Genomic DNA, 22,323 nt, shown 5'->3' with positions numbered 1-22,323 from the left:
AACGTGACAAGTTTACCACAAAAACGGGCAACAGCATAAAAACCTGATCTGAGGCGAAAAACTGGCCGAACCGACAAACGCGGCTCGACCAGCAATCACTTTATTTCAGTGTCAGCTCTTCTTCCGTGGCCTCAATAATCTCTTCTTCAGTGCGGATCAAACTGATCACCTTGAACAACAGGCTCAGGCCGATGCCTACTACTGTTGCCAGCGCCATGCCTTTCAGTTCAGTTGCACCAATGTTCACTTTCGCGCCACTCACCCCAATAATTAGGATGACGGAGGTTAAGATCAAGTTTTGTGCTTTGTTGTAGTCCACTTTGGACTCGATCAACACACGGATACCTGACGCCGCAATAACACCGTATAGCAGCAGTGAAACACCGCCCATGACTGGCACTGGAACCGCCTGAATTGCCGCAGCCAATTTGCCAACACAAGAGAGCATTATCGCCAGAATCGCGGCACCACCAATCACCCACGTGCTGTAAACGCGGGTAATTGCCATAACCCCGATATTTTCACCATAAGTGGTATTCGGTGTGGAACCGAAGAAGCCGGAAATCACAGTCGAAATACCATTGGCAAACATTGAACGGTGCAGGCCGGGATCACGAATTAAATCCTTTTTCACAATATTCGCCGTTACCACCAAATGCCCAATATGCTCGGCAATCACCACCAATGCGGCGGGCAAGATGGTCAGAATGGCAAACCACTCAAAACGCGGGGTATAGAATGTCGGTAAAGCAAGCCAGTGGGCATCGCGAATAGGGGCCAAATCAACCACGCCCATCACAAATGACAAGGCATAGCCCGCCAACACACCAATCAGAATAGGGATAATGGCGAAGAAACCGCGAAATAGCACCGAGCCGAGGATGGTCACCCCCAAGGTCACCATTGAAATGATGATAGTGCTTGAATCGACGGTTACCCCCTCCGCAGGTAGTAGCCCAGCCATTCCCGCAGCTACGCCAGCCAATTCAAGGCCGATAACCGCAACAATCGCTCCCATCGCCGCAGGTGGGAATAGCACATTCAACCAACCGGTACCGGCTTTTTTCACAATCAGCGCCACCAGGCAGAACAGCACGCCGCACATGATAAAACCGCCCAAGGCGACTTCGTATCCCAATGGCAACAACAGTAATACCGGTGAAATAAAGGCAAAACTGGAACCCAAATAGGCCGGAATTTTTCCCTTACAAATGAATAAGTAAAGCAAGGTTCCGACACCGTTAAATAGCAGCACTGTTGCCGGATTAATTTTAAACAGAATAGGAACTAAAACAGTGGCACCAAACATCGCAAACAAGTGTTGGAAACTCAGGGGGATCGTCTGGAGCAGCGGTGGACGCTCGCTGACGCCAATGGTGCGACGGCTCATTTTCTCTATCCTCTAATGAAAGTTATAGGGTGTTGTGTTGAATGCTAAAAATTATTCAAAAAAAAGCCGACTATCGAGTCGGCTATCTAGAAGTTATTTGGTTCCGAAAATCTTATCACCGGCATCACCCAATCCTGGGATGATGTAGCCGTGCTCATTTAGGCCTTGATCGATGGAAGCAGTGTACAGCTCGACATCTGGATGAGCGGCCTCCAGTGCTTTAATACCTTCAGGTGCGGCAACCAACACCAACACTTTGATGCTCTTACAGCCAGCATTCTTAAGTAAATCAATGGTCGCAATCATTGAACCACCGGTTGCCAGCATCGGGTCAACCACCAGCGCCATGCGCTCATCAATATTTGACACCAGCTTCTGGAAGTAAGGTACTGGCTTCAGCGTTTCTTCATCACGATAAACCCCTACCACACTAATTCGCGCACTAGGGACATTTTCCAAGACCCCCTCCATCATGCCCAAACCGGCACGTAAAATGGGCACTACCGTGATTTTCTTACCTTTAATCTGTTCAATCTCAACCGGCCCATTCCACCCTTCGATGGTGACTTTTTCAGTTTCTAAATCGGCGGTTGCTACATAAGTCAGTAAACTTCCCACTTCAGACGCTAACTCGCGAAAACGCTTTGTACTGATATCATTCTCACGCATCAAACCAAGTTTATGTTTTACTAGCGGGTGTTTCACCTCAACGATCTTCATTATTTTTCTCCTGGTTAGGCGACTGGCGGCCAAAAAAATCGCGAGATTATACCGCCTTTTTTTTTGAACACCACAATGAATAGCCTGATTCAGATCAATAGAAAACCATTATTAAGTCAAGTAAGCTAAAAATCAGCGTGATATCACAAGCCACTCGCAAACGTTTGCCTGCGCTGTTAGAATTGTCGCGTTTTCTTCCAAAGCTCAACCACGGGGACCTCGCAGTGACCAACAAAACCTCTCTCAGCTATAAAGACGCAGGTGTAGATATTGATGCCGGCAATGACCTTGTTGATCGCATAAAAGGTGTGGTTAAACAAACTCGTCGCCCAGAAGTGATGGGGGGATTGGGCGGGTTCGGTGCCCTGTGCGCTTTGCCACAAAAATACCGTGAACCTATTCTGGTTTCAGGCACTGACGGCGTCGGCACCAAGCTGCGTCTGGCGATGGATCTGAAACGCCACGATACCATCGGTATCGATTTGGTCGCCATGTGTGTTAACGACTTGGTGGTCCAAGGTGCTGAGCCACTGTTTTTCCTTGACTACTTTGCGACTGGTAAACTGGATGTGGATACTGCCGCCAGTGTGATTACCGGGATTGCCGAAGGGTGCAAACAGTCAGGTTGTGCACTGGTTGGGGGCGAAACCGCCGAAATGCCGGGGATGTACCACGGCGAAGATTATGACGTAGCAGGCTTTTGTGTCGGCGTGGTCGAAAAATCTGAAATCATCGACGGCAGTAAAGTCGCGCCGGGCGATGCTCTGGTGGCTTTAGGTGCCAGCGGCCCGCATTCTAATGGCTATTCACTGGTGCGTAAAATTCTGGAAGTCAGCAATACTGACCCAGAACAGACTCAATTAGACGGTAAATCTCTGGCCGACCATTTGCTGGAACCGACCAAAATCTATGTAAAATCCATTCTTAGCTTGATTGAGCAACTTGATATCCATGCAATTGCTCACTTGACCGGTGGCGGCTTCTGGGAAAATATCCCACGCGTATTACCACAAGGAACTCAAGCGGTTATTAATGAAAATAGCTGGCAGTGGCCCGCAGTATTTAGCTGGTTGCAAGAGGCCGGTAATGTTAGCCGCCACGAAATGTACCGCACATTTAACTGCGGCGTCGGCATGGTTGTTGCCTTACCTGCGGAACTGGCAGATAAAGCGGTTGAGTTGCTGACAGCCTCTGGCGAAAAAGCTTGGAAAATTGGTGTCATTGCGGCGGCGGCAGATGGTGTAGAGCAAGTTATTATCAATCCATAACATCGCCAACACCCCTGCAGCTTCAAGTCCGAAGGGTCTTATGAAAAAAATAGTGGTTTTGGTCTCGGGCCAAGGCAGTAATTTGCAGGCACTGATAGACGCCCAGCAGCAAGGGCGTATTTCAGGCGAGATTAGTGCTGTCTTCAGTAATAATCTGCAAGCTTATGGATTAGAGCGTGCTGAATTGGCGGGCATTGCACACCATGCAATAGATGCCAAATCTTATGCCTCGCGTGCCAGTTTCGATTTGGCATTAGCGCAAGCTATTGATGAATATCAGCCTGATTTAGTGGTACTGGCGGGCTATATGCGCATTCTCAGTCCAGAGTTTGTCCAGCATTATGCTGGTCGGATGTTGAATATTCACCCCTCACTGTTACCGAAATATCCCGGCTTGCATACCCATCGTCAAGCATTGGAAAACGGCGATCTTGAGCACGGTACTTCAGTCCATTTTGTGACGGAAGAACTGGATGGCGGCCCGGTCATCCTGCAAGCCAAAGTCCCGATTTTCAGTGATGATACTGAAGAGGATGTGGTCGAGAGAGTCCAAACTCAAGAACACAGTATTTACCCGTTAGTGGTCGGTTGGTTTACTGATGGCCGTTTAGCAATGCGCGAGAATGCAGCGTGGTTAGATGATAAACGTTTGCCACCACAGGGTTATGCGGCTGAGTAAAGACAGGTTAAGTGATATTGATTAAAGGCGTAGCCATTTAAGGTGAGCGCCTTTTTTAATTCCCCTGTGCTTATACCTTGTGCTAATAGTATAATTTTTAGGGCAGCAGCCGCTGTCGTCATATGAGGAATCAGCATGTCTACCACTAGCAGCGTCCGGTTACGTCCGTTGGAACGGGATGATCTGCCGTTTGTACATCAGTTAGATAACAATGCCAGCGTTATGCGCTATTGGTTTGAAGAGCCTTATGAGGCTTTCGTCGAGCTGTCTGATCTGTATGATAAACATATTCATGATCAAAGCGAACGCCGCTTTATTATTGAAAGCCAGGGGACAAAAGTCGGTCTGGTTGAGTTAGTTGAAATTAATCACATTCATCGCCGTGCTGAGTTTCAGATTATTATCGACCCAGCCCATCAAGGCAAAGGTTATGCCGGTTCAGCAGCAAAGTTAGCAATGGAATACGGTTTTTCCGTACTGAACCTCTATAAACTGTATTTGATTGTGGATAAAGAAAATGAGAAAGCAATTCATATCTACAGCAAGTTGGGCTTTGAATTGGAAGGCGAGTTAAAACAAGAGTTCTTTATCAATGGTGAATATCGCACTGCCATTCGCATGTGTATTTTCCAGCCGCAATATTTGGCTAAATATAAAACGCCATCGATAAAGAGTGCTTAATTTTTCGGGGCTAATTCAGTTGGCCCCAACATCCATTTACGTCAGCAGCGATAATAAGGGGAAATCCTCTTTTAGCGCTAAATCCATGACATCTTGTTTAAACTTCTGGCTTGAGTTATCAGTGGAATCACGACACGCATGGTAAGAATATATGATATCAATCACGTGATTTTCGGTTATCTCTCCGTGATGGCTAACATGGGCTGAGATGAGTGCTTTCAGAAAGAAGAAATCTATCACTTGAAGATTAAATACAGTAACCGCCGACTTATCCCCCATGGCTAATTGGTCATGATGAATACGATAAAGAAAATAATTACGCAATACTGAATTGTGCTGCATGAAAAATGGCAATGCATACTGATGCCAGGCATCACTTAATTTCTGTTCAATACTCTTCGGACTCGTCAGTTTATCGCTGAGAATTATCTGCAAAGTATTTGCATAGGCCGCCAATACATTTTTGCCACGGATATCGGGCATTTGTGCCATAAAATGACGAAAGTAATCTAATAGCTCGCAACGAATTGCGGGAGAATAATCTATAGCCATTAAGGCATCAGCCGCTTTCCCCGAGGCGACGGCGGATATTAACTTGGCACGTAAACTATCAATCTCGGCCATTTTATTTTTATTCACATCTGAACCCATTAGGTCCATCTGCAAAAAAAGGTTTATTGCCCATAGGCTTTCTTCAATAACATTACTCTCTTCACTTGCAGCAATAATAGCGACACAAGCACGATTGGCTAGCCGCTGGTCAATAATAATATCCGGAGCTTTATAATAATCATATTGATGGATAGTCGAAAATCGCAATGTTAATGCTTCCGGAGAAAATAAGACTTTCCGCGTAACCTCCGGGCAGGAAAGTGACATACTTTTTATTTTCTGATTTTTATAAATATGCTCAATGCGGGGATAAGTCGCACAACAGTTACTCAGTGCATTAGCGCCTGCATGTTTGTGAATTTGACATAACTGTTGTTCATCAAGAAAGGGGCAACACCCTTGGCTGTCGGGGTGGATATTGGCCCAAGAGGCAAGGCTGTCTTGGGTAACGGAAATATGGCTAATGGCAATACGTTTGATATCTGCGTAAGGGCTTTTAATATATTTTTGATAACGATTTCTATCCAGCGTGACATTTTGACCTTTACAGCAATGTTCACGACAAGCTGTACCGACACAGTTAAATGTCTCCATAAAATCAGGCTGAGTTATCAATAGCTCTTTCACTTAATGCTTCCATTCAATAGTCACCTCAATAACAAGCGGCACATGAAAGTATAAACTTAAATCGCAATTGATAAATAAAGAGAACACCTTAGAAAGGTGGAGTGGTCTGCTATGACTCTATAATCTGGCTGATTAGCCGTAGCGCCCGGTAATATAATCTTCGGTACGTCGCTGATGTGGCGAAGTAAACAGCGCGTCAGTGTCATTATATTCCACTAAACACCCTTGGTGGATAAATGCAGTATAATCTGAAACCCTGGCTGCCTGTTGCATATTGTGGGTCACTAAAACCACGCTATATTGCTGTTTTAATTCAGTAATAAGCTCTTCGATAGTCAATGTCGAAATAGGGTCTAATGCCGATGTCGGCTCATCCAACAAGAGTACCTCCGGCTCAATCGCAATCGCTCTGGCTATCACTAAGCGCTGCTGTTGACCACTGGAAAGACGAAAAGCATTTTCACGCAACCGGTCTTTAACTTCATGCCACAGTGCGGCGGCCCGCAATGAGCGCTCTACAGCTTCATCAAGCACCCGCCGGTCGCGGATCCCCTGCAAGCGCAGGCCATAAACCACATTCTCATAAATAGATTTTGGGAAAGGATTAGGCCGCTGGAAGACCATGCCGACTCGCCGACGCAAAGCAGCAACATCAGTGTTTTTCTCAGTAATCGCTTCATTACCAAGAAAAATTTGACCTTCGAGGCGGCAGTTATCCAGCAAATCATTCATTCGATTAAAGCAGCGCAACAAAGTTGATTTGCCACAACCAGAGGGGCCAATCAGCGCAGTAACACGGTGCCGGGGCACATTAAAAGAAATATCGTGCAGCACCTGTTTGTCGCCATAAAATAAATTGAGCTTTTTGACCGCCAGTGCAGTTTGCTCATGAGTTAATTGCTGCACATCTAATAGCGGCAGCGAATCCGGCATCAAAAGTCCCATAAATTATCCTGCGGGTTAAAAAGTTTAGTCATAGCATTAAACCACGATATTTTTCGCGTAAATGATGGCGAATACCTATCGCCGCTAAATTAAGACCAACCACAATAATCACCAGTAATAACGCGGTGGCAAACACTAATGGCCGGGCAGCTTCTACATTGGGACTTTGGAATGCCATATCGTATATTTGGAAGCTTAAATGCATAAATTTACGTTCTAAATGCAGGAAAGGGAAAACACCATCCACTGGCAAGAGCGGTGCTGATTTCACCACCCCCACCAGCATCAATGGGGCCGTTTCCCCTGCGGCTCGCGCAACCGCTAAAATCAGCCCGGTAATCATGGCGGGAGCGGCCATTGGCAACACAATATGCCACAATGTCTCGGCTTTGCTCGCCCCCAACGCCAAGGAGCCATGCCGTAAGTTGGCCGGGATGCGAGATAACCCCTCCTCGGTCGCCACAATCACCACCGGCAATGTCAATAAAGCCAGTGTTAATGCCGCCCATAGCACACCCGGCGTACCGAATGTCGGGCTGGGCAGAGCTTCGGGATAAAATAGTTTATCCAGTGAACCGCCAATCAAATAGACAAAGAAACCGAGGCCAAATACTCCATAAACAATGGACGGCACGCCCGCTAAATTCACCACGGAAATACGAATCATCCGGGTCAGCGCATTTTTTCCTGCATATTCGTGTAAATAAACCGCCGCAATCACCCCCAGTGGCATGACCACTATGGACATTAATATCACCATCAGCACGGTACCAAAAATAGCGGGAAACACACCGCCATCAGTGTTGGTATTACGTGGATTATCGGTCAGAAACTTATTCATTTGCACCGTAAAATGGCGCAGTTTCTGCCAGAGGCTCATATCATTAGGGTACCAGGCGCGGTCGATTTGGCTCAGCGGCAGTGGATGAACTTGCCCATTCATATCCCGCAACAGCAGGGTGTAGCGGTTTTGGTCCGTTTGCAGGCCGCGCAATTTTTCCATCATCGCCTGATGACTTCGCTGGAGTTCGCCCCATTCCGCTTCAATTCTGTCTTGCGATTTGCTGTCAAAATCATTCGTCATTTGCAGGCGTTTTTTCTGTAACCGCAGTGCTTCAAACTGCTGATTCAGCATGTTCATTTGGCGGAACTGAATATCCTGGGACTGCCTAACCAGCGCTTGTATCACCGGAATGCGCTTTTGCAGCTCCTGCGCTAAATTATCCCCCACGACGGGCTGGCCGTTATCCCGCATTCCTGCGAGAAAACCATATGCCGTGCCATTGTTTTGTCTTTCTAATACCAACAAATCTTTGGGCTGACTGCGCTGTTGAATATCCGTGTCCAGCAGCCGATGAAAATCTTGCCCTTGTATCTCGCGGTTGCCGGTCTTAATCAGATAACGGGTCACTGTCTCACCCGCCTCTGGCGGTAAAATAATGCCCGCCTGCTCTAACTGCTGGCGCGGGAGAGACTGTTGCTGATAAATTTCGCCAATGACCCTAACTGGGCCGGCGGCAGTTTGCTTGAGTTCAAACACGTAAACTGGGCTGGGCCAGAAATAACGCATCCCCTGCCCCGCCAATAATAAGACCACACCCAGTAAGGCCAGCAAGCTGATACTCACCGCCCCGGCAGTCAGCCAGATCCACGGCGAACCGGATGCAAACCACTTTTTAGTCGATCGGGTCATCACGCAGTTGGCTCCATTTGATAGCGTTCACGTAACCGCAGGCGAATGGATTCGGCGAGTGTATTAACTAAAAATGTGAAACAAAACAGCACTAACGCCGTCAAGAATAGTACCCGATAATGGCCACTTCCTATTACGGCCTCCGGCATTTCAATGGCAATATTGGCGGCCATTGCCCGTAGCCCTTGGAAAATGCTGCCATCGATAATTGGCGAATTCCCGGTCGCCATCAGCACAATCATGGTTTCCCCCACCGCGCGGCCAAAACCAATCATTAACGCCGAGAAAATACCCGCATAAGCCGATGGTAAAATAACACGAATTAATGTCTGCCAAGGTGTCGCCCCCAATGCCAGTGAGCCTTGGCTCAGTGATGGCGGGACACTAAATAGCGCATCTTCAGCCAGTGAGAAAATAACCGGAATCAGGGCAAAACCCATGGCAACCCCAACCACTAAAGCATTGCGCTGAGAATAATTATCGCCCAACCATTCATGTAACGGCCCCCCCAGCCCCCCTATCGCCAGTTTCGGCCCTAGCCAGAGTGCCAGCCAGCCAGTCAACAGAATAACCGGCAGCAAAATAATGATATCCCAGCCCGCGGGCAATTGGCGTTGCGTTTTTGCCGACAATCGCGCGCTCCCCCAGCCACACAATAAAATTGTCAGGGCCAGCAATGGCGGCAACAACAAGATGCCGGTCAAATAATGCTCAATGACCGGTGCCAGCCAAATACCGGCAATCAAACCGATAACCACCGTCGGAAATGCCCCCATCATCTCAATTGTCGGTTTAACAATTCGCCGTAAGCCCGCCGACATAAAATAAGCAGTATAAATAGCACCGGCCAATGCCAAAGGTACGGCGAATAACATGGCATAACCCGCCGCTTTTAATGTGCCGAAGATGATGGGTATCAGACTGAATTTAGCTTGATAGTTCTCTTGTGCCGAACTTGACTGCCAGACATAAGCCGGTTCGGGATAATTTTCATACCACACCCGCTGCCATAGACTACGCCAATTGATATCAGGATAGCGATTGTCTAATTGATAGGTAGACCAACCGGCTGCATTCTCTACCAGCAGACTATCGCCCCAGGGGGAGAACGCGGCATGGGTAATACCCGCAGCCAGTTTATGTTGTAATAGCGGTGCAGACTGGATGCTGGAAAAGAGCGATAACTCACCTTGTGGCGATAATGAAGCAAATACCCGCCGCGCATTTTCAGTCGTCAGTAAGCCCTTACTTGCGGGAGTAAAGCTGCGAATCTGGGTCAAATGATATTGATTGTTCGGCTCTTCGGGCACATCAAACCACTGCGTAACAACACCGTCCGGCGCTTGAACCAGCAGTGACTTCCCCCCTGCCAGTAGAGAAAGTATCAATGGCCCTTGCGGTGGGTGTTTATCATCCGCCGATTTATCCGCTAACAAAGGGACAATTTCACGCAAGGTAAGCTCAGTGCCAAATTGATAAATATATAGCTGATGGCCGGATAGCAGATAGAGCAAACGCCCGTCGGGCGTCAATAATAGCTGGTCAATGGCCTTGGCCACATCCGTCAGCTCAGTGAGTTGCTGCCCTTGAGCTGTAAATATGCCAGCCATTAAACGGCCATCATCCGTGGTGGCGGCCAGAGAAAAGTGCTGAGGTTGCGGTTCAGCCAACACCAAATGCCGCAGATTTTGGCCTTTCAAATCCAGAAAACGCGGCTGTTCACCCAGAGGGAATTGCCAACGGGGTGGTGTTGCTGAAAAATCGGGTTGCAGTAGCATAAAACGGCCATTACTCAGACCAATGCCATACAAAGGTTGCCCACCCACAGCGCGACTGATTGACACCGGCGGCGGTGATAACTGTTGCTCACTGATAAGGCTCCCGGCGGGAGATTCCCCCTGCGGATTTAGCCAGATGAAATAGCCTTTTCCTTTATCATCAATGCGATACCCAACCTTCCCTTGGGCATCTACCCCCAGAGCAAGAGTGGGTGCTGTGCGATCCACAGCAAACTGATTATCTAAATTGATTGAAGCTGGCTTAAACAGAGGTAACGCGGCGTACAATAAATAAACAAAAATCAGCATTAATGTCAGCAAAACCAACAGGCCACTGCCCGTCACTAACATCCGCACCAGACGTTCAATGACAGCCCGGCGCTTATCTCTCCCTGATGTTGTTACCACGCCCGCTTGCTGCATAATCTGCTGTTGCCCCATGCCCTTTCAGTGTTTTTCGTCTATTTTGTCAATCCAAGCGCCCATCTTTAATAGATATAGCGCCGGATGACCGTGCATCTTATGTCAGTTTTGTGGCGTTTGCATGACTATGTTGGCGTTATTAACGAACAAAGTTAACTAATGATATCTGTTGGACTTTCTTGTCAAACTTTCGCAATAATGATTAAGGACACTAGATACTCCCACAATAATCTTACTGGAGTTGCAATGGGTCAGGAAAAGCTCTACACCGAAAAAGAACTCAGTTGGTTATCTTTTAATGAGCGGGTATTGCAGGAAGCGGCGGATAAGAGCAATCCACTTATCGAGCGGATGCGTTTTCTTGGCATTTACTCCAACAATCTCGATGAATTTTATAAAGTCCGTTTCGCCGATCTGAAGCGGCGCATTCTGATTAGCGAGGAGCAAGGCTCTGCCGTGACTTCCCGCCATTTGCTTAAAAAAATCCAAAGCAAAGTAGTGAAAGCGGATCAAGAATTTGACGGGCTTTATAATGATCTCTTGCTGGAAATGGCACGTAATCAAATCTTCCTGATTAATGAGCGGCAAATTTCCGAAAACCAGCAAGTCTGGTTAAAGCAATATTTTAAACAGCATTTGCGCCAACATATCACGCCGATTCTGATTAACCACGACACCAATCTGGTGCAATTTTTAAAAGACGATTACACCTATCTGGCGGTAGAAATCATTCGCGGTCAGGATATTGCTTATGCCCTGTTAGAAATTCCTTCAGATAAAGTGCCGCGCTTCGTTAACTTACCACCAGAAGCTCCACGCCGTCGCAAACCAATGATATTGCTTGATAATATTCTTAGGTATTGTCTCGATGAAATTTTCAAAGGCTTCTTTGATTACGACGCACTGAATGCCTATTCCATGAAAATGACCCGCGATGCAGAATATGATTTGGTCACTGAAATGGAATCCAGTTTGTTGGAATTGATGTCATCAAGCTTAAAACAGCGCCTAACGGCTGAGCCAGTACGCTTTGTTTATCAACGCGATATGCCGGATGAAATGGTGGAATTACTGCGCAATAAGCTGGGTATTTCTAATGATGACTCGGTTATTGCCGGTGGCCGTTATCATAATTTCAAAGACTTTATCAGCTTCCCGAATGTGGGCAAAAGCAATCTGGTGAATAAACCCTTACCGCGCCTGCGCCATATTTGGTTTGATAAATTCCGCAATGGTTTTGATGCTATTCGCGAACAAGATGTGCTGCTGTATTACCCTTATCATACTTTCGAACATGTATTGGAATTGCTGCGTCAGGCATCATTCGACCCCAGCGTTTTAGCCATTAAAATCAATATTTATCGCGTCGCGAAAGATTCGCGCATTATTGAGTCGATGATCCATGCGGCCCATAATGGCAAGAAAGTGACGGTGGTGGTGGAATTACAAGCGCGTTTCGATGAAGAAGCCAATATTCACTGGGCCAAAAGCTTAACGGCCGCCGGTGTACACGTTATTTTCTCCGCACCGGGACTAAAAATTCATGCCAAGTTATTCCTAATCTCCCGTCTTGAAGGCGAGGAAATCGTGCGTTATGCCCATATTGGTACCGGCAACTTTAATGAGAAAACAGCTCGAATTTATACTGACTATTCCTTGCTGACGGCTGATGCACGGATTACCAATGAAGTGCGGCGGGTATTTAACTTTATTGAAAATCCTTACCGCCCGGTCAAATTCGATAATTTGATGGTGTCACCACAGAACTCGCGCTTGATGCTGTATCAACTGATCGACCAGGAAATTATTAATGCTCAGGCGGGCGAAAGCGCCGGTATCACCCTGAAGATAAATAATTTAGTGGATAAAGGCTTGGTAGATAGGTTATATAGCGCCTCCAGTGCGGGGGTGAAGATCCGCTTATTAATACGTGGGATGTGTTCTTTAATCCCAAATATGCCGGGGATCAGCGATAATATTCAAGTCACCAGTATTGTTGACCGCTTCTTAGAGCATGACCGAGTGTACGTTTTTGAGAATAAAGGCGACAAACTGGTCTATCTCTCTTCCGCTGACTGGATGACCCGTAACATTGATTATCGTATTGAAGTCGCAGTGTCATTACTGGACCCGAGGTTAAAACAGCGGGTGCTGGATATTTTAGAGCTGTTATTCAACGACACGGTAAAAGCCCGTTATATTGATAAAGAACTGAGTAATCGTTATGTACCGCGTGGAAATAGGCGCAAAGTACGTGCACAGATTGCCATCTATGATTATTTAAAAGCGCTGGAACAACCAGACGTATCGAGCTAAAACTATGCCGCTAACCAATAATTCAACTACCATAAAACCGCAAGAAATTGCGGCTATCGATCTGGGTTCTAACAGTTTTCATATGGTTATTGCCCGTGTCGTTAACGGCGCATTGCAGGTTTTAGGCCGCCTAAAGCAGCGCGTGCATCTGGCTGATGGTCTGGATAGCAATAATATGCTCAGCGAAGAAGCTATTGAACGGGGTCTGGCTTGTCTGGCCCTGTTTGCAGAACGTTTGCAAGGTTTCTCGCCAGACAACGTCTGTATCGTGGGTACGCATTCACTGCGACAAGCCGCGAATGCAGAGACTTTCCTCAAACGCGCCGCCGAGGTTATTCCTTATCCGATCGAAATCATTTCGGGTCAGGAAGAAGCGCGTCTGATTTTCATGGGAGTCGAACATACTCAGCCGGAAAAAGGCCGCAAACTGGTGATTGATATCGGTGGTGGTTCAACCGAGTTGGTTATTGGCGAAGATTTCGAACCTCTGCTGGTAGAAAGCCGCCGTATGGGGTGTGTCAGTTTTGCTCAACAGTTTTTCCCACACGGCGAAATCAGTAAGACTAACTTCAAACGTGCCCGTCTGGCTGCCGCGCAAAAGTTGGAAAACCTCGCCTGGCAATACCGAATTCAAGGTTGGCAATATGCTCTGGGAGCATCCGGCACCATAAAAGCCACTTATGAAGTCTTGGTGGAAATGGGCGAGAAAGACGGTTTGATCACCCCAGAGCGCCTCGAAATGCTGGTTGAGCAAGTGCTGCAATACAAACACTTCTCAGCATTGAGCCTGCCGGGGTTATCGGAAGATCGCCAGTCGGTATTTGTGCCCGGTTTAGCTATTTTGTGTGGTGTGTTTGATGCATTGGCAGTCAAAGAGTTACGTTTATCCGACGGTGCGCTGCGTGAAGGCGTGCTGTATGAGATGGAAGGCCGCTTCCGCCATCAAGATATCCGTCAGCGCACGGCTAAAAGTTTAGCAGAACACTATAATATTGACCGGGAACAAGCTCGCCGGGTGCTGGAAACCACTGAGCAGCTTTATACCCAATGGTTGGCGCAAAACACCAAGCTGGTACAACCGCAACTTGAAGCATTGCTAAAGTGGGCGGCCATGCTACATGAGGTCGGGCTGAGTATTAATCACAGCGGGATGCATCGCCATTCTGCCTATATCTTGCAAAATACCAACTTGCCGGGCTTCAATCAGGAGCAGCAATTGCTATTGGCAACTTTGGTGCGTATGCATCGAAAAGGGATTAAGCTTGATGAGTTGCCGCGCTTGAATTTATTCAAGAAAAAATATTATTTGCCGCTAATTCAATTATTACGGTTAAGCACTTTATTGAATAATCAGCGTCAATCGACCACCACCCCGGAAACTCTGCGGCTGATAACTGATGACAGCCACTGGACATTGCGTTTCCCTGCAGGTTATCTGGCACAAAATAACCTGGTACAACTAGATTTTGAACGTGAGCAGGCTTATTGGGATGACGTGGTGGGCTGGAAGCTTTTCATTGAAGAAGAACCCTCGGAAGAAGCCGATTCTGAAGCGCCCAAAGCATGATCAGATTGAATCCCGATGAGCTTATTTATACAGAATCAACAACAAGTCAGTGATTCGGGTGCGTGAAGGCAGCTAACTTTTGCTGATACCAATAAGCTGCTATTTCAAGAAAGAAGGGTAAAAATGATGAAAAGAAGGCCATCGACACCACTAACAAAAATTATCTTACTGGTGAGCTTTCTCATTCTATTTGGTCGCTTATTGTTTGCAGGGATCGCTTCTATTTCTCATCATCAAGAGCGGCGTGAAGCACAACGGATCGAGCAGTCCGTGGACGGTGAACTCCCTGGCCCCCATGAAACTGACCTCAGTCCCTAAACTTTCGTACTCATACGCTCGTTTCATATACACGGACATCACACATTATGCCAGTACCAATCATTCCGGTTTCGTTTTCTGCCGCGGCAAAAAAAAGCACTAAAAATAATGCGAAAAAACTGGCAGAAATCCGCAATCGAATACTTTCGCTATTACTGAATAATAAAGACTTGGTCGATGGTATTCTTGGCCGTCAGGAAGACCGCGAAAAGATCAGTGATGAGCAACTTGCTGAAAAAACATTAGAAATCAAAACGCTGCTCGACGATTTACACGCAGCTGACCTTGCCGACTTACTCGAAGCCTTACCCAATGATGAGCGTTTGGCATTGTGGCGGTTAGTCAAAAACGAGAAACGCGGACAAACGCTGGTCGAAGTCTCTGAGACAGTGTGGGACACGCTTATCAAAGAGATGAGCGATAAAGATCTGTTAAAAGCGATGCGCACCTTGCATGTCGATGAACAGGCTTATCTGGCCGAATATCTGCCGCGTAACTTAATGGGCCGCTTACTCACCTCACTTGACCCTGACCAACGGGCCAGAGTGCGGGAAGTTATCCAATATGGTCGCGATACTGTCGGCCAAATGATGGATTTCGAACTGGTGACGGTGCGGGCTGATGTCACCCTCGGCACGGTACACCGCTATTTGCGCTATCGGAAAAACATTCCCGATGCCACGGATAAAATCTTCGTTATTGATCGCAAGAATACCTTACTCGGTGAACTGCCTCTGACCGCGATCCTCCTCAACTCACCGGATACGAAAGTATTCCAAGTGATGGAGAGCAACCCGACCACTTTCCAGCCGGAGCAAAAAGCGGAAGATGCTGCGGGTGCCTTTGAACGTTATGACTTAATCAGCGCCGCGGTGATTGATGCCAAAGGCAAACTAATGGGCCGGCTGACCATCGAAGAGATAGTCGACGTCGTCAATGAAGAGAGTGACACCACGTTAAGGCGCATGGGCGGTTTGAGTCCGGAAGAAGACGTGTTCTCCCCGGTAGGCCGTGCGGTTCGAACCCGTTGGTCATGGCTGGCAATCAATCTCTGCACCGCGTTTGTGGCCTCAAGGGTCATCGGGTTATTTGAAGATACTATCTCGCAATTAGTCGCATTGGCGGCATTAATGCCAATCGTCGCAGGTATTGGCGGTAACACCGGTAACCAAACCATCACCATGATTGTCCGCGCCTTGGCATTGCACCATATTCAGCAGGGTAATGTGACTTTCCTGATGTTCAGAGAATTGGGTGTGGCGCTAATCAATGGTTTGATCTGGGGCGGGATTATGGGGTTTGTCACTTATCTGCTCTATGGCGATCCGGCCATGGGTGGCGTGATGACGTTGGCAATGATCCTTAACTTGTTAATGGCCGCGCTAATGGGGGTCATTATCCCGATGACTATGGCCCGTTTAGGCCGTGATCCGGCTATCGGTTCCAGTGTCATGATCACAGCCATCACCGATACTGGCGGCTTTTTCATTTTTCTGGGACTTGCCACCCTATTCTTAGTTTAATGATTATGATAATAAAAAAATAATTAATTGAGCATGGAGTAAACAAATCACATCTATCCATGCTCAGCTATACTAAACTATTGAATATGACCGCGTTTCAAATACAGTATATTTTTATGTGATGGGTTTCCCCTATCATAATCAAAATTCTTGCGAGCAAAATAAGGCGCTATATGGATCTCAGTGCAGCCGAAAAACCAGCTCCTGACAATAAAGCGATTATTCACATTACTATCATCAGCATAGTGGTGTTTTTGCTCGCACTTTTTTGTATTCGCCTTTCTGAGCAATCAGAAAACCTGGCTCCGTTATGGTTCCCGACCGCCGTATTGGTCGTAGCGTTATTCCACCTCCCAACACGCTATTGGTCGTGGCAATTATTAACCGCCGGAATATGTATTGTTGCCGCTAATTTTATTTTATATGGCATCAGTGGGTTCCCCCTGCCACTGACATTCATCAACCTCGCGGAGTCGGCTGCTGGCGCGTGGTTACTGCGTAAACTTTTGCAACCCAAAGACCCCCTTAATAACCTTTTTAGTTGGCTCAAATTCGCCCTTTGTGCTGTGATTTTGGTTCCTCTAATCAGCGGATTAGCAGCGGCTTGGTATTTAGCGCCGCAAAACGGCAGCTTTACCCAAGTGCTGACAGTGTGGTTTATGTCCGAAGCTATCGGCATGTTGGCTTTAGGCCCGGTTGGCCTGCTTTATCGCCGGGGTTATTTCAATCTCGCGACCAAAACCAAAGCGCTGTTTGATATGACGTGGATAATGATAGTCTCGCTGACCGCTTGTTATATCAGCCTGATTTATATGCCTTATCCTTTTACTTTCGTTATTATGGCGCTGATCTGGACATCTATCCGCTTACCCCGTTTTGAGACTTTTACTCTCTGTTTTCTGGCCACATTGCTGATTGCAATGATGATCAACTTCAACCTATTTACCCTTCAGGCGGACGCCAAACTATCCGTTCAGGCATTTTCTTTTATTCCATTATTGATGGTGCTGATTCCTCCGCACGCCATGGCCATGGTGATGCACGCCTTTCGCATGGAAAAAAAACATATTATTGAAAGTGAAAACCGCTTTCGTAATGCCATGGAATACTCGGCCATCGGCATGGCATTGGTGTCGCCGGAAGGTAAATGGATGCAGGTCAATCAAGCGCTGTGCAAATTATTGGGTTACCGCCAAGAAACCTTGCTCACCCTGAATTTTCAGCAAATAACTCACCCGGAAGATCTCTCCGCCGACTTGAAATTGCTCGAGGATCTATATCATGGTCGCATTCCCAGTTATTCGATGGAAAAACGCTATATCCGCAGTGATGGCGAGGTGGTGTGGGCGCTGTTGGTGGTGAGCGTGGTACGCGACCATGAGCAACAGCCGCTTTATTACATTTCACAGGTCGAAGATATTAATGACCTGAAAAAGAGCGAAATCGTTAACCGCCGCCTGATGGAGCGCATTACGCTGGCGAACGAGGCCGGTGGAATTGGTATCTGGGAATTGGATATCAGAAAGCAGCAGATCAGTTGGGATAAGCGAATGTATGAGCTTTATCATGTCCCGCTCAACACCCCAGTTGATAATGATGTTTGGCAGCAATACATTCACCCTGATGATATTAACCGCGTTAATCGTGAATACAGCGCTGCACTCAATCAACGCAAGCCCTACCGGCTCGAATTCAGATTATTGTTACCGAATGGCGATATTGTTCATTTGCGCAATCAGGCCAATATGATTTGCGACAAAAATGGCGATATTCTGCGCCTGATGGGCACCACGCTGGATATGACCGAAATCAGAAATCTGACCGAAGCGCTGCATGAAGAAAAAGAGCGGCTGCATATCACTCTGGACTCCATCGGCGAGGCGGTGGTCTGTACTGATCAGGATATGAATATCACCTTTATGAACCCGGTCGCGGAGAAAATGACCGGTTGGGCCAATACCATCGCGCTGGGTCAGCCCGTGCATCATATTATTAAGTTAACCGACGGCGTTGATGGGCCGGAAATTGATAATCCAATAGAACATTGTCTCACCCATCGCCCTTACTCCTCGCTGAATGAGTCGATGGTATTACATCATCGCGACGGACATTATTACGACATTCAGGAGTCTGTCGCCCCACTGAAAACGCTGGAAGGCACTATTGTTGGGGCAGTTTTGGTGTTCCAGGATGTCGGCGAATCGCGCGCGATGATGCGCAAACTCAGCCACAGCGCGTCACACGATAATCTCACCGGCTTGCCAAACCGCGCTAATTTCGACAATAAATTAAAAGCGGCTATCCAGAAAAGTGTCGATTCTAACCAACAACACGCGCTGGCTTTCTTGGATCTGGATTATTTTAAAGCTGTTAACGACACCGCCGGGCACCCAGCTGGAGATGCACTGCTCAAAGAACTTAGTCAGTTAATGCGTCAACATTTACGCAATAGTGACTGTGTCGCACGACTGGGGGGCGATGAATTCGGTTTACTGATGCTTAATTGCACCCTATCTCACGCCAAAGCCATTACCCAAAGTCTGGTATCCATGATCAATGACTATCATTTCTACTGGGAAGATAAACTGTACCGTATTGGTGCCAGTGCTGGCGTCACGCAAATCAGCAGCAACAACAGTCAGCGCAGTGAGATTATGGCGCAAGCTGACATCGCCTGTTATACCGCCAAGCACAGTGGGCGCGGTCAGGTTTATCTCTACCAGCCACGACAAAAACAGCTGCTAGCCCGCCAGCACGGGCTACTCAGCCGAGAAGATGTCGAAAATATTCTCCGTGAAAATCAATTATCGCTACAGATGACCCCGACAGCACCACCGAAAACGCCGCTATCGGTCTGCTTCTATCAGGTCAGTTTCGAGATTAATCGGCCACAAGATATTGCCGTTAGCCAGTCTGCCTTTGAGGAAGCGGCGGTATTGTATAATTTGCAGCCGGAAATCGACCATTGGGTCTGCGAGCAACTGTTAGTGGAGCACGCCCCAGCACTACAGCGTAAAGGGCTGGCACTGGCTATCCCGCTGTCGGAAGTGGCTCTGCTCAAAGAAGATTTCCGCCAGTCACTGCTCACATTGCTACCACAGACCCCCTTGCCACCACAAAGTCTCTATTGGATGGTCGATGAAGCCACATTGCTGCAATATCCGTTTGCGATTGGTAATTTCCTCGCCAAACTGCAACTACTGGGCTGTAAACTTATTGTGAAAGAGTTTGGCCATAACCTGAATGATTTTGAATTATTAGCGGCGCATACCATTGATTATCTGAAATTTAACAGCAATTTAATTTCTAATATTCATACAAATCAAATGGATGAGGTTCTGATATCCATCATTAACGGCACAGCACAACGGGCGAATATCGCCACATTGGCTGGCCCGGCAGAATTACCGCCGACCCTCAGTAAGTTAATTGATATCGGTGTTGATTTAGTCGATGGCGAAACGATTGGCCGCACGCAACCTTTGTCAGAGGTGCTTAACAGTGGATATTTCGCGATAAAATAGCGCGATAACCTGACTTGACGATTGCCCCGCCGCTCACTCTGGGGTAAAGTCGCGCCCTTTATTTGGCCTGGGGGCAATTATGTTCATTGGATTTGACTACGGCACAGCAAACTGCTCGGTTGCCGTGATGCGGGACGATGCGCCCGAATTGCTAGTGCTGGAAAATAATGACGTTTATTTGCCCTCGATGCTGTGCGCCCCGACGCGGGAAGCCGTAAGTGAGTGCCTGCACCGCCATTGGCAGGTGCCAACAGGCAGTGACGAAAATCAGCAACTATTACGCCGGGCCATGGCGTTCAATCGCGAAGAAGATATTCCGGTGGCCGCCGACAGCTTGATGTTCGGCTTGTCTGCACTGGCTCACTATATTGAAGATCCCGAAGAAGTTTACTTTGTAAAATCGCCTAAATCTTTCTTGGGTGCCAATGGGTTGAAACCGCAACAGTTGGCGCTGTTTGAGGATTTAGTCTGCGCCATGATGTTCCACATCAAACGCCAGGCGGAAGCGGTATTGTCATCAGAAATTAGCCAGACGGTGATTGGCCGCCCAGTTAACTTCCAAGGTTCCGGCGGTGAAGAAGCCAACCGACAAGCCGAGGGGATTTTGCTGCGTGCCGCGCAACGTGCGGGTTTTCGCGATATCGCCTTCCAGTTTGAGCCGGTGGCTGCGGGGCTGGATTTTGAAGCCACACTGACCAGTGAAAAAACCGTTTTAGTGGTGGATATCGGCGGGGGAACCACGGACTGCTCGGTGCTATTAATGGGGCCAAAATGGCAAGGTTTGGCCGACCGCCAGCAAAGTCTGCTGGGTCACAGCGGTTGCCGTGTCGGGGGGAATGACCTTGATATCATGTTGGCATTTAAGCAACTGATGCCGCTGTTTGGTATGGGCGGCGAGACCGAAAAAGGCATTGCGATGCCGTCATTGCCCTACTGGAACGCGGTTGCCACCAACGATGTTCCCGCCCAGAGTGATTTCTATAGCACCGTGAATGGCCGTTTCTTGCGAGATTTAATCCGTGATGCGGCTAACCCACAGCAAGTTCAGCGCTTGTTGAAAGTCTATCAACAACGTTTAAGTTACCGCCTGGTGCGCGCCGCAGAAGAGAGCAAGATTGCGCTGTCCGAGCAACAACAAGTCGCCGCAGCACTGGATTTTGTTCAGCCGGAATTAGGGCAAACTATCAGCCAGCAGCAGCTTGCTGAAGCTATCGCCCAACCCCTGCAACGCATTCAAGAGCAAGTCAGCCTGGCGCTAGCCACCAGCCACATCACGCCCGATGTGATTTACCTGACTGGCGGCAGTGCCCGCTCGCCATTACTGCGTGCCGCCTTACAGCAGCAATTGCCGGGTATCCCACTGGTGGGGGGCAATGATTTTGGCTCCGTCACCGCCGGGTTGGCGCGTTGGGCACAGACACTTTATCGGTGATATTTTTATATTGATGTTGATGTTGATGTTGATGTTGATGTTGATTAAGTGATCTGGTTCGGTTGTTAGAGCACCGGAGCATTGTTTCGGTTGATAGTCATTCAGTGATTACTTAATCCCAGTCGCCTCAACCGAGCAGGAGGGCTAGCCGGCCCTCCTGCACCTGCGGCTTGCGCGAAACATTACTGCTATTCGCAGTCCCCTCCGGCAGCCATTGGCCTCATCGAGCCAGCGCGAGTCGCGTCCTGCTCCAGCGCGCTTTTCGCCGCCGTCCATGGCGGCTCACTCGGGCCATCGTCTTTGTCGGTAATATTCCTGATTGCGCTCAACATCAAAATCAAAACTATGGTTTTGACCTTGATGTTAAAAGCACATTTGAGCCGCCGAGTGAAGAATGAAGGTAGGACGCGAGGCATGGATGCCGAGCGAGGGCCGCTTGAGCATGGATGCGAATCGGCCCGGTCCGTTAGCGAAATGATGAATGAGGGAACCCACGGAGTGGGCAGGCGATACGTGCGAAGCGCGGGATTCCACAAGGGTGCGCGCCCGCACCCTTTGGCGGTTGGTTCATCGGGGGATAAGTGAGTTCGGTGCTTTAACAACCGAACCCGATCACTAATCACCAAATCGACTCTCAACCAAATCAATGATCAAATACTTAATCAACTAAAACACAAATCCCCCCAAACCTTGACAATATTTTCATATTTCCTCCATTTTTATCCGGTAAATCCCCGCTAAACTAGTAACATATCTATACCCGTCATCTTTCAAGATACAGGTGTGTTGGCTGCGCTCGTTACTCAGCCCATCCTTGGGTCTCGCCT

General features: G+C 47.9%; 16 protein-coding genes. 9 read left to right on the top strand and 7 right to left on the bottom strand.

Annotated features, from left to right (window positions below; translation table 11 throughout):
- Positions 1-100: 100 nt before the first annotated feature.
- Together uraA and upp are read right to left on the bottom strand one after the other, a co-directional pair.
- The gene (gene uraA, locus OP863_RS05570; RefSeq protein ID WP_145510185.1) at positions 101-1,390 is read right to left on the bottom strand and encodes a uracil permease; all 1,290 of its coding nucleotides are present in this window, start codon (positions 1,388-1,390) and stop codon (positions 101-103) included.
- Between the two features lie 93 nt (positions 1,391-1,483).
- Complete coding sequence (gene upp / locus OP863_RS05565; protein ID WP_038635186.1) at positions 1,484-2,110, bottom strand: uracil phosphoribosyltransferase; 627 nt, start codon at positions 2,108-2,110, stop codon at positions 1,484-1,486.
- A 224-nt stretch (positions 2,111-2,334) separates the two neighbouring features.
- On the opposite strand from upp, the gene purM reads away from it, so the two are divergent.
- From purM to speG, 3 genes are all read left to right on the top strand, one after another.
- Positions 2,335-3,378, top strand: coding sequence for a phosphoribosylformylglycinamidine cyclo-ligase (gene purM / locus OP863_RS05560; RefSeq protein WP_145588868.1), 1,044 nt, complete (start codon positions 2,335-2,337; stop codon positions 3,376-3,378).
- Between the two features lie 40 nt (positions 3,379-3,418).
- Entirely contained in the window at positions 3,419-4,057 is a 639-nt protein-coding gene (purN, locus tag OP863_RS05555) for a phosphoribosylglycinamide formyltransferase (protein ID WP_038635189.1), read from the top strand.
- A 135-nt stretch (positions 4,058-4,192) separates the two neighbouring features.
- Entirely contained in the window at positions 4,193-4,738 is a 546-nt protein-coding gene (gene speG / locus OP863_RS05550; RefSeq protein WP_038635191.1) for a spermidine N1-acetyltransferase, read from the top strand.
- A gap of 36 nt (positions 4,739-4,774) precedes the next feature.
- On the opposite strand, the gene fliB is transcribed toward speG, so the two are convergent.
- The 4 genes from fliB to OP863_RS05530 all read right to left on the bottom strand — a co-directional run bounded on the left by fliB (position 4,775) and on the right by OP863_RS05530 (position 10,816).
- Complete coding sequence (gene fliB, locus OP863_RS05545; RefSeq protein ID WP_145591531.1) at positions 4,775-5,977, bottom strand: flagellin lysine-N-methylase; 1,203 nt, start codon at positions 5,975-5,977, stop codon at positions 4,775-4,777.
- 132 nt (positions 5,978-6,109) lie between these two features.
- Positions 6,110-6,922: a phosphate ABC transporter ATP-binding protein PstB gene (gene pstB / locus OP863_RS05540; protein WP_145510186.1), complete on the bottom strand. Its 813-nt coding sequence runs from the start codon at positions 6,920-6,922 to the stop codon at positions 6,110-6,112.
- A 28-nt stretch (positions 6,923-6,950) separates the two neighbouring features.
- Positions 6,951-8,615: a phosphate ABC transporter permease PstA gene (pstA, locus tag OP863_RS05535; protein ID WP_265525969.1), complete on the bottom strand. Its 1,665-nt coding sequence runs from the start codon at positions 8,613-8,615 to the stop codon at positions 6,951-6,953.
- Positions 8,615-10,816: an ABC transporter permease subunit gene (locus OP863_RS05530; protein WP_265526236.1), complete on the bottom strand. Its 2,202-nt coding sequence runs from the start codon at positions 10,814-10,816 to the stop codon at positions 8,615-8,617. Before OP863_RS05530 ends, pstA begins: the two co-directional genes overlap by 1 nt.
- A 246-nt stretch (positions 10,817-11,062) precedes the next feature.
- Here OP863_RS05530 and ppk1 point away from each other — a divergent pair, with 246 nt between their 5' ends.
- From ppk1 to yegD, 6 genes are all read left to right on the top strand, one after another.
- Positions 11,063-13,132: a polyphosphate kinase 1 gene (gene ppk1, locus OP863_RS05525; RefSeq protein ID WP_038635197.1), complete on the top strand. Its 2,070-nt coding sequence runs from the start codon at positions 11,063-11,065 to the stop codon at positions 13,130-13,132.
- Between the two features lie 4 nt (positions 13,133-13,136).
- Complete coding sequence (gene ppx, locus OP863_RS05520; RefSeq protein WP_038635207.1) at positions 13,137-14,699, top strand: exopolyphosphatase; 1,563 nt, start codon at positions 13,137-13,139, stop codon at positions 14,697-14,699.
- Between the two features lie 126 nt (positions 14,700-14,825).
- Positions 14,826-15,017: a YfgG family protein gene (locus tag OP863_RS05515; protein WP_038639690.1), complete on the top strand. Its 192-nt coding sequence runs from the start codon at positions 14,826-14,828 to the stop codon at positions 15,015-15,017.
- A 47-nt stretch (positions 15,018-15,064) separates the two neighbouring features.
- Positions 15,065-16,540 carry a magnesium transporter gene (mgtE, locus tag OP863_RS05510; protein WP_145588863.1) on the top strand — a complete coding sequence of 492 codons (1,476 nt, stop codon included), beginning with the start codon at positions 15,065-15,067 and terminating at the stop codon, positions 16,538-16,540.
- Between the two features lie 173 nt (positions 16,541-16,713).
- Positions 16,714-20,064: a diguanylate cyclase gene (locus OP863_RS05505; protein ID WP_265525968.1), complete on the top strand. Its 3,351-nt coding sequence runs from the start codon at positions 16,714-16,716 to the stop codon at positions 20,062-20,064.
- Between the two features lie 79 nt (positions 20,065-20,143).
- Entirely contained in the window at positions 20,144-21,496 is a 1,353-nt protein-coding gene (gene yegD / locus OP863_RS05500; RefSeq protein ID WP_038635214.1) for a molecular chaperone, read from the top strand.
- A gap of 188 nt (positions 21,497-21,684) precedes the next feature.
- Here yegD and OP863_RS05495 read toward each other — a convergent pair whose 3' ends face one another.
- The gene (locus OP863_RS05495) at positions 21,685-21,828 is read right to left on the bottom strand and encodes a hypothetical protein (protein WP_186368307.1); all 144 of its coding nucleotides are present in this window, start codon (positions 21,826-21,828) and stop codon (positions 21,685-21,687) included.
- Between the last annotated feature and the right edge of the window lie 495 nt (positions 21,829-22,323).

This window comes from Yersinia sp. SCPM-O-B-9106 (C-191) (assembly GCF_026183365.1).
Lineage (GTDB): Bacteria > Pseudomonadota > Gammaproteobacteria > Enterobacterales > Enterobacteriaceae > Yersinia > Yersinia rochesterensis.
This window is presented reverse-complemented; position numbering and strand designations above follow the sequence as displayed.

Coding starts and splice junctions, on each gene's coding strand:
- uraA (WP_145510185.1), bottom strand. CDS start 1,390: ATGAGCCGTCGCACCATTGGCGTCAGCGAGCGTCCACCGCTGCTCCAG.
- upp (WP_038635186.1), bottom strand. CDS start 2,110: ATGAAGATCGTTGAGGTGAAACACCCGCTAGTAAAACATAAACTTGGT.
- purN (WP_038635189.1), top strand. CDS start 3,419: ATGAAAAAAATAGTGGTTTTGGTCTCGGGCCAAGGCAGTAATTTGCAG.
- speG (WP_038635191.1), top strand. CDS start 4,193: ATGTCTACCACTAGCAGCGTCCGGTTACGTCCGTTGGAACGGGATGAT.
- pstB (WP_145510186.1), bottom strand. CDS start 6,922: ATGGGACTTTTGATGCCGGATTCGCTGCCGCTATTAGATGTGCAGCAA.
- pstA (WP_265525969.1), bottom strand. CDS start 8,615: ATGACCCGATCGACTAAAAAGTGGTTTGCATCCGGTTCGCCGTGGATC.
- OP863_RS05530 (WP_265526236.1), bottom strand. CDS start 10,816: ATGCAGCAAGCGGGCGTGGTAACAACATCAGGGAGAGATAAGCGCCGG.
- ppk1 (WP_038635197.1), top strand. CDS start 11,063: ATGGGTCAGGAAAAGCTCTACACCGAAAAAGAACTCAGTTGGTTATCT.
- ppx (WP_038635207.1), top strand. CDS start 13,137: ATGCCGCTAACCAATAATTCAACTACCATAAAACCGCAAGAAATTGCG.
- OP863_RS05515 (WP_038639690.1), top strand. CDS start 14,826: ATGAAAAGAAGGCCATCGACACCACTAACAAAAATTATCTTACTGGTG.
- mgtE (WP_145588863.1), top strand. CDS start 15,065: ATGCCAGTACCAATCATTCCGGTTTCGTTTTCTGCCGCGGCAAAAAAA.
- OP863_RS05505 (WP_265525968.1), top strand. CDS start 16,714: ATGGATCTCAGTGCAGCCGAAAAACCAGCTCCTGACAATAAAGCGATT.
- yegD (WP_038635214.1), top strand. CDS start 20,144: ATGTTCATTGGATTTGACTACGGCACAGCAAACTGCTCGGTTGCCGTG.
- OP863_RS05495 (WP_186368307.1), bottom strand. CDS start 21,828: ATGTTGAGCGCAATCAGGAATATTACCGACAAAGACGATGGCCCGAGT.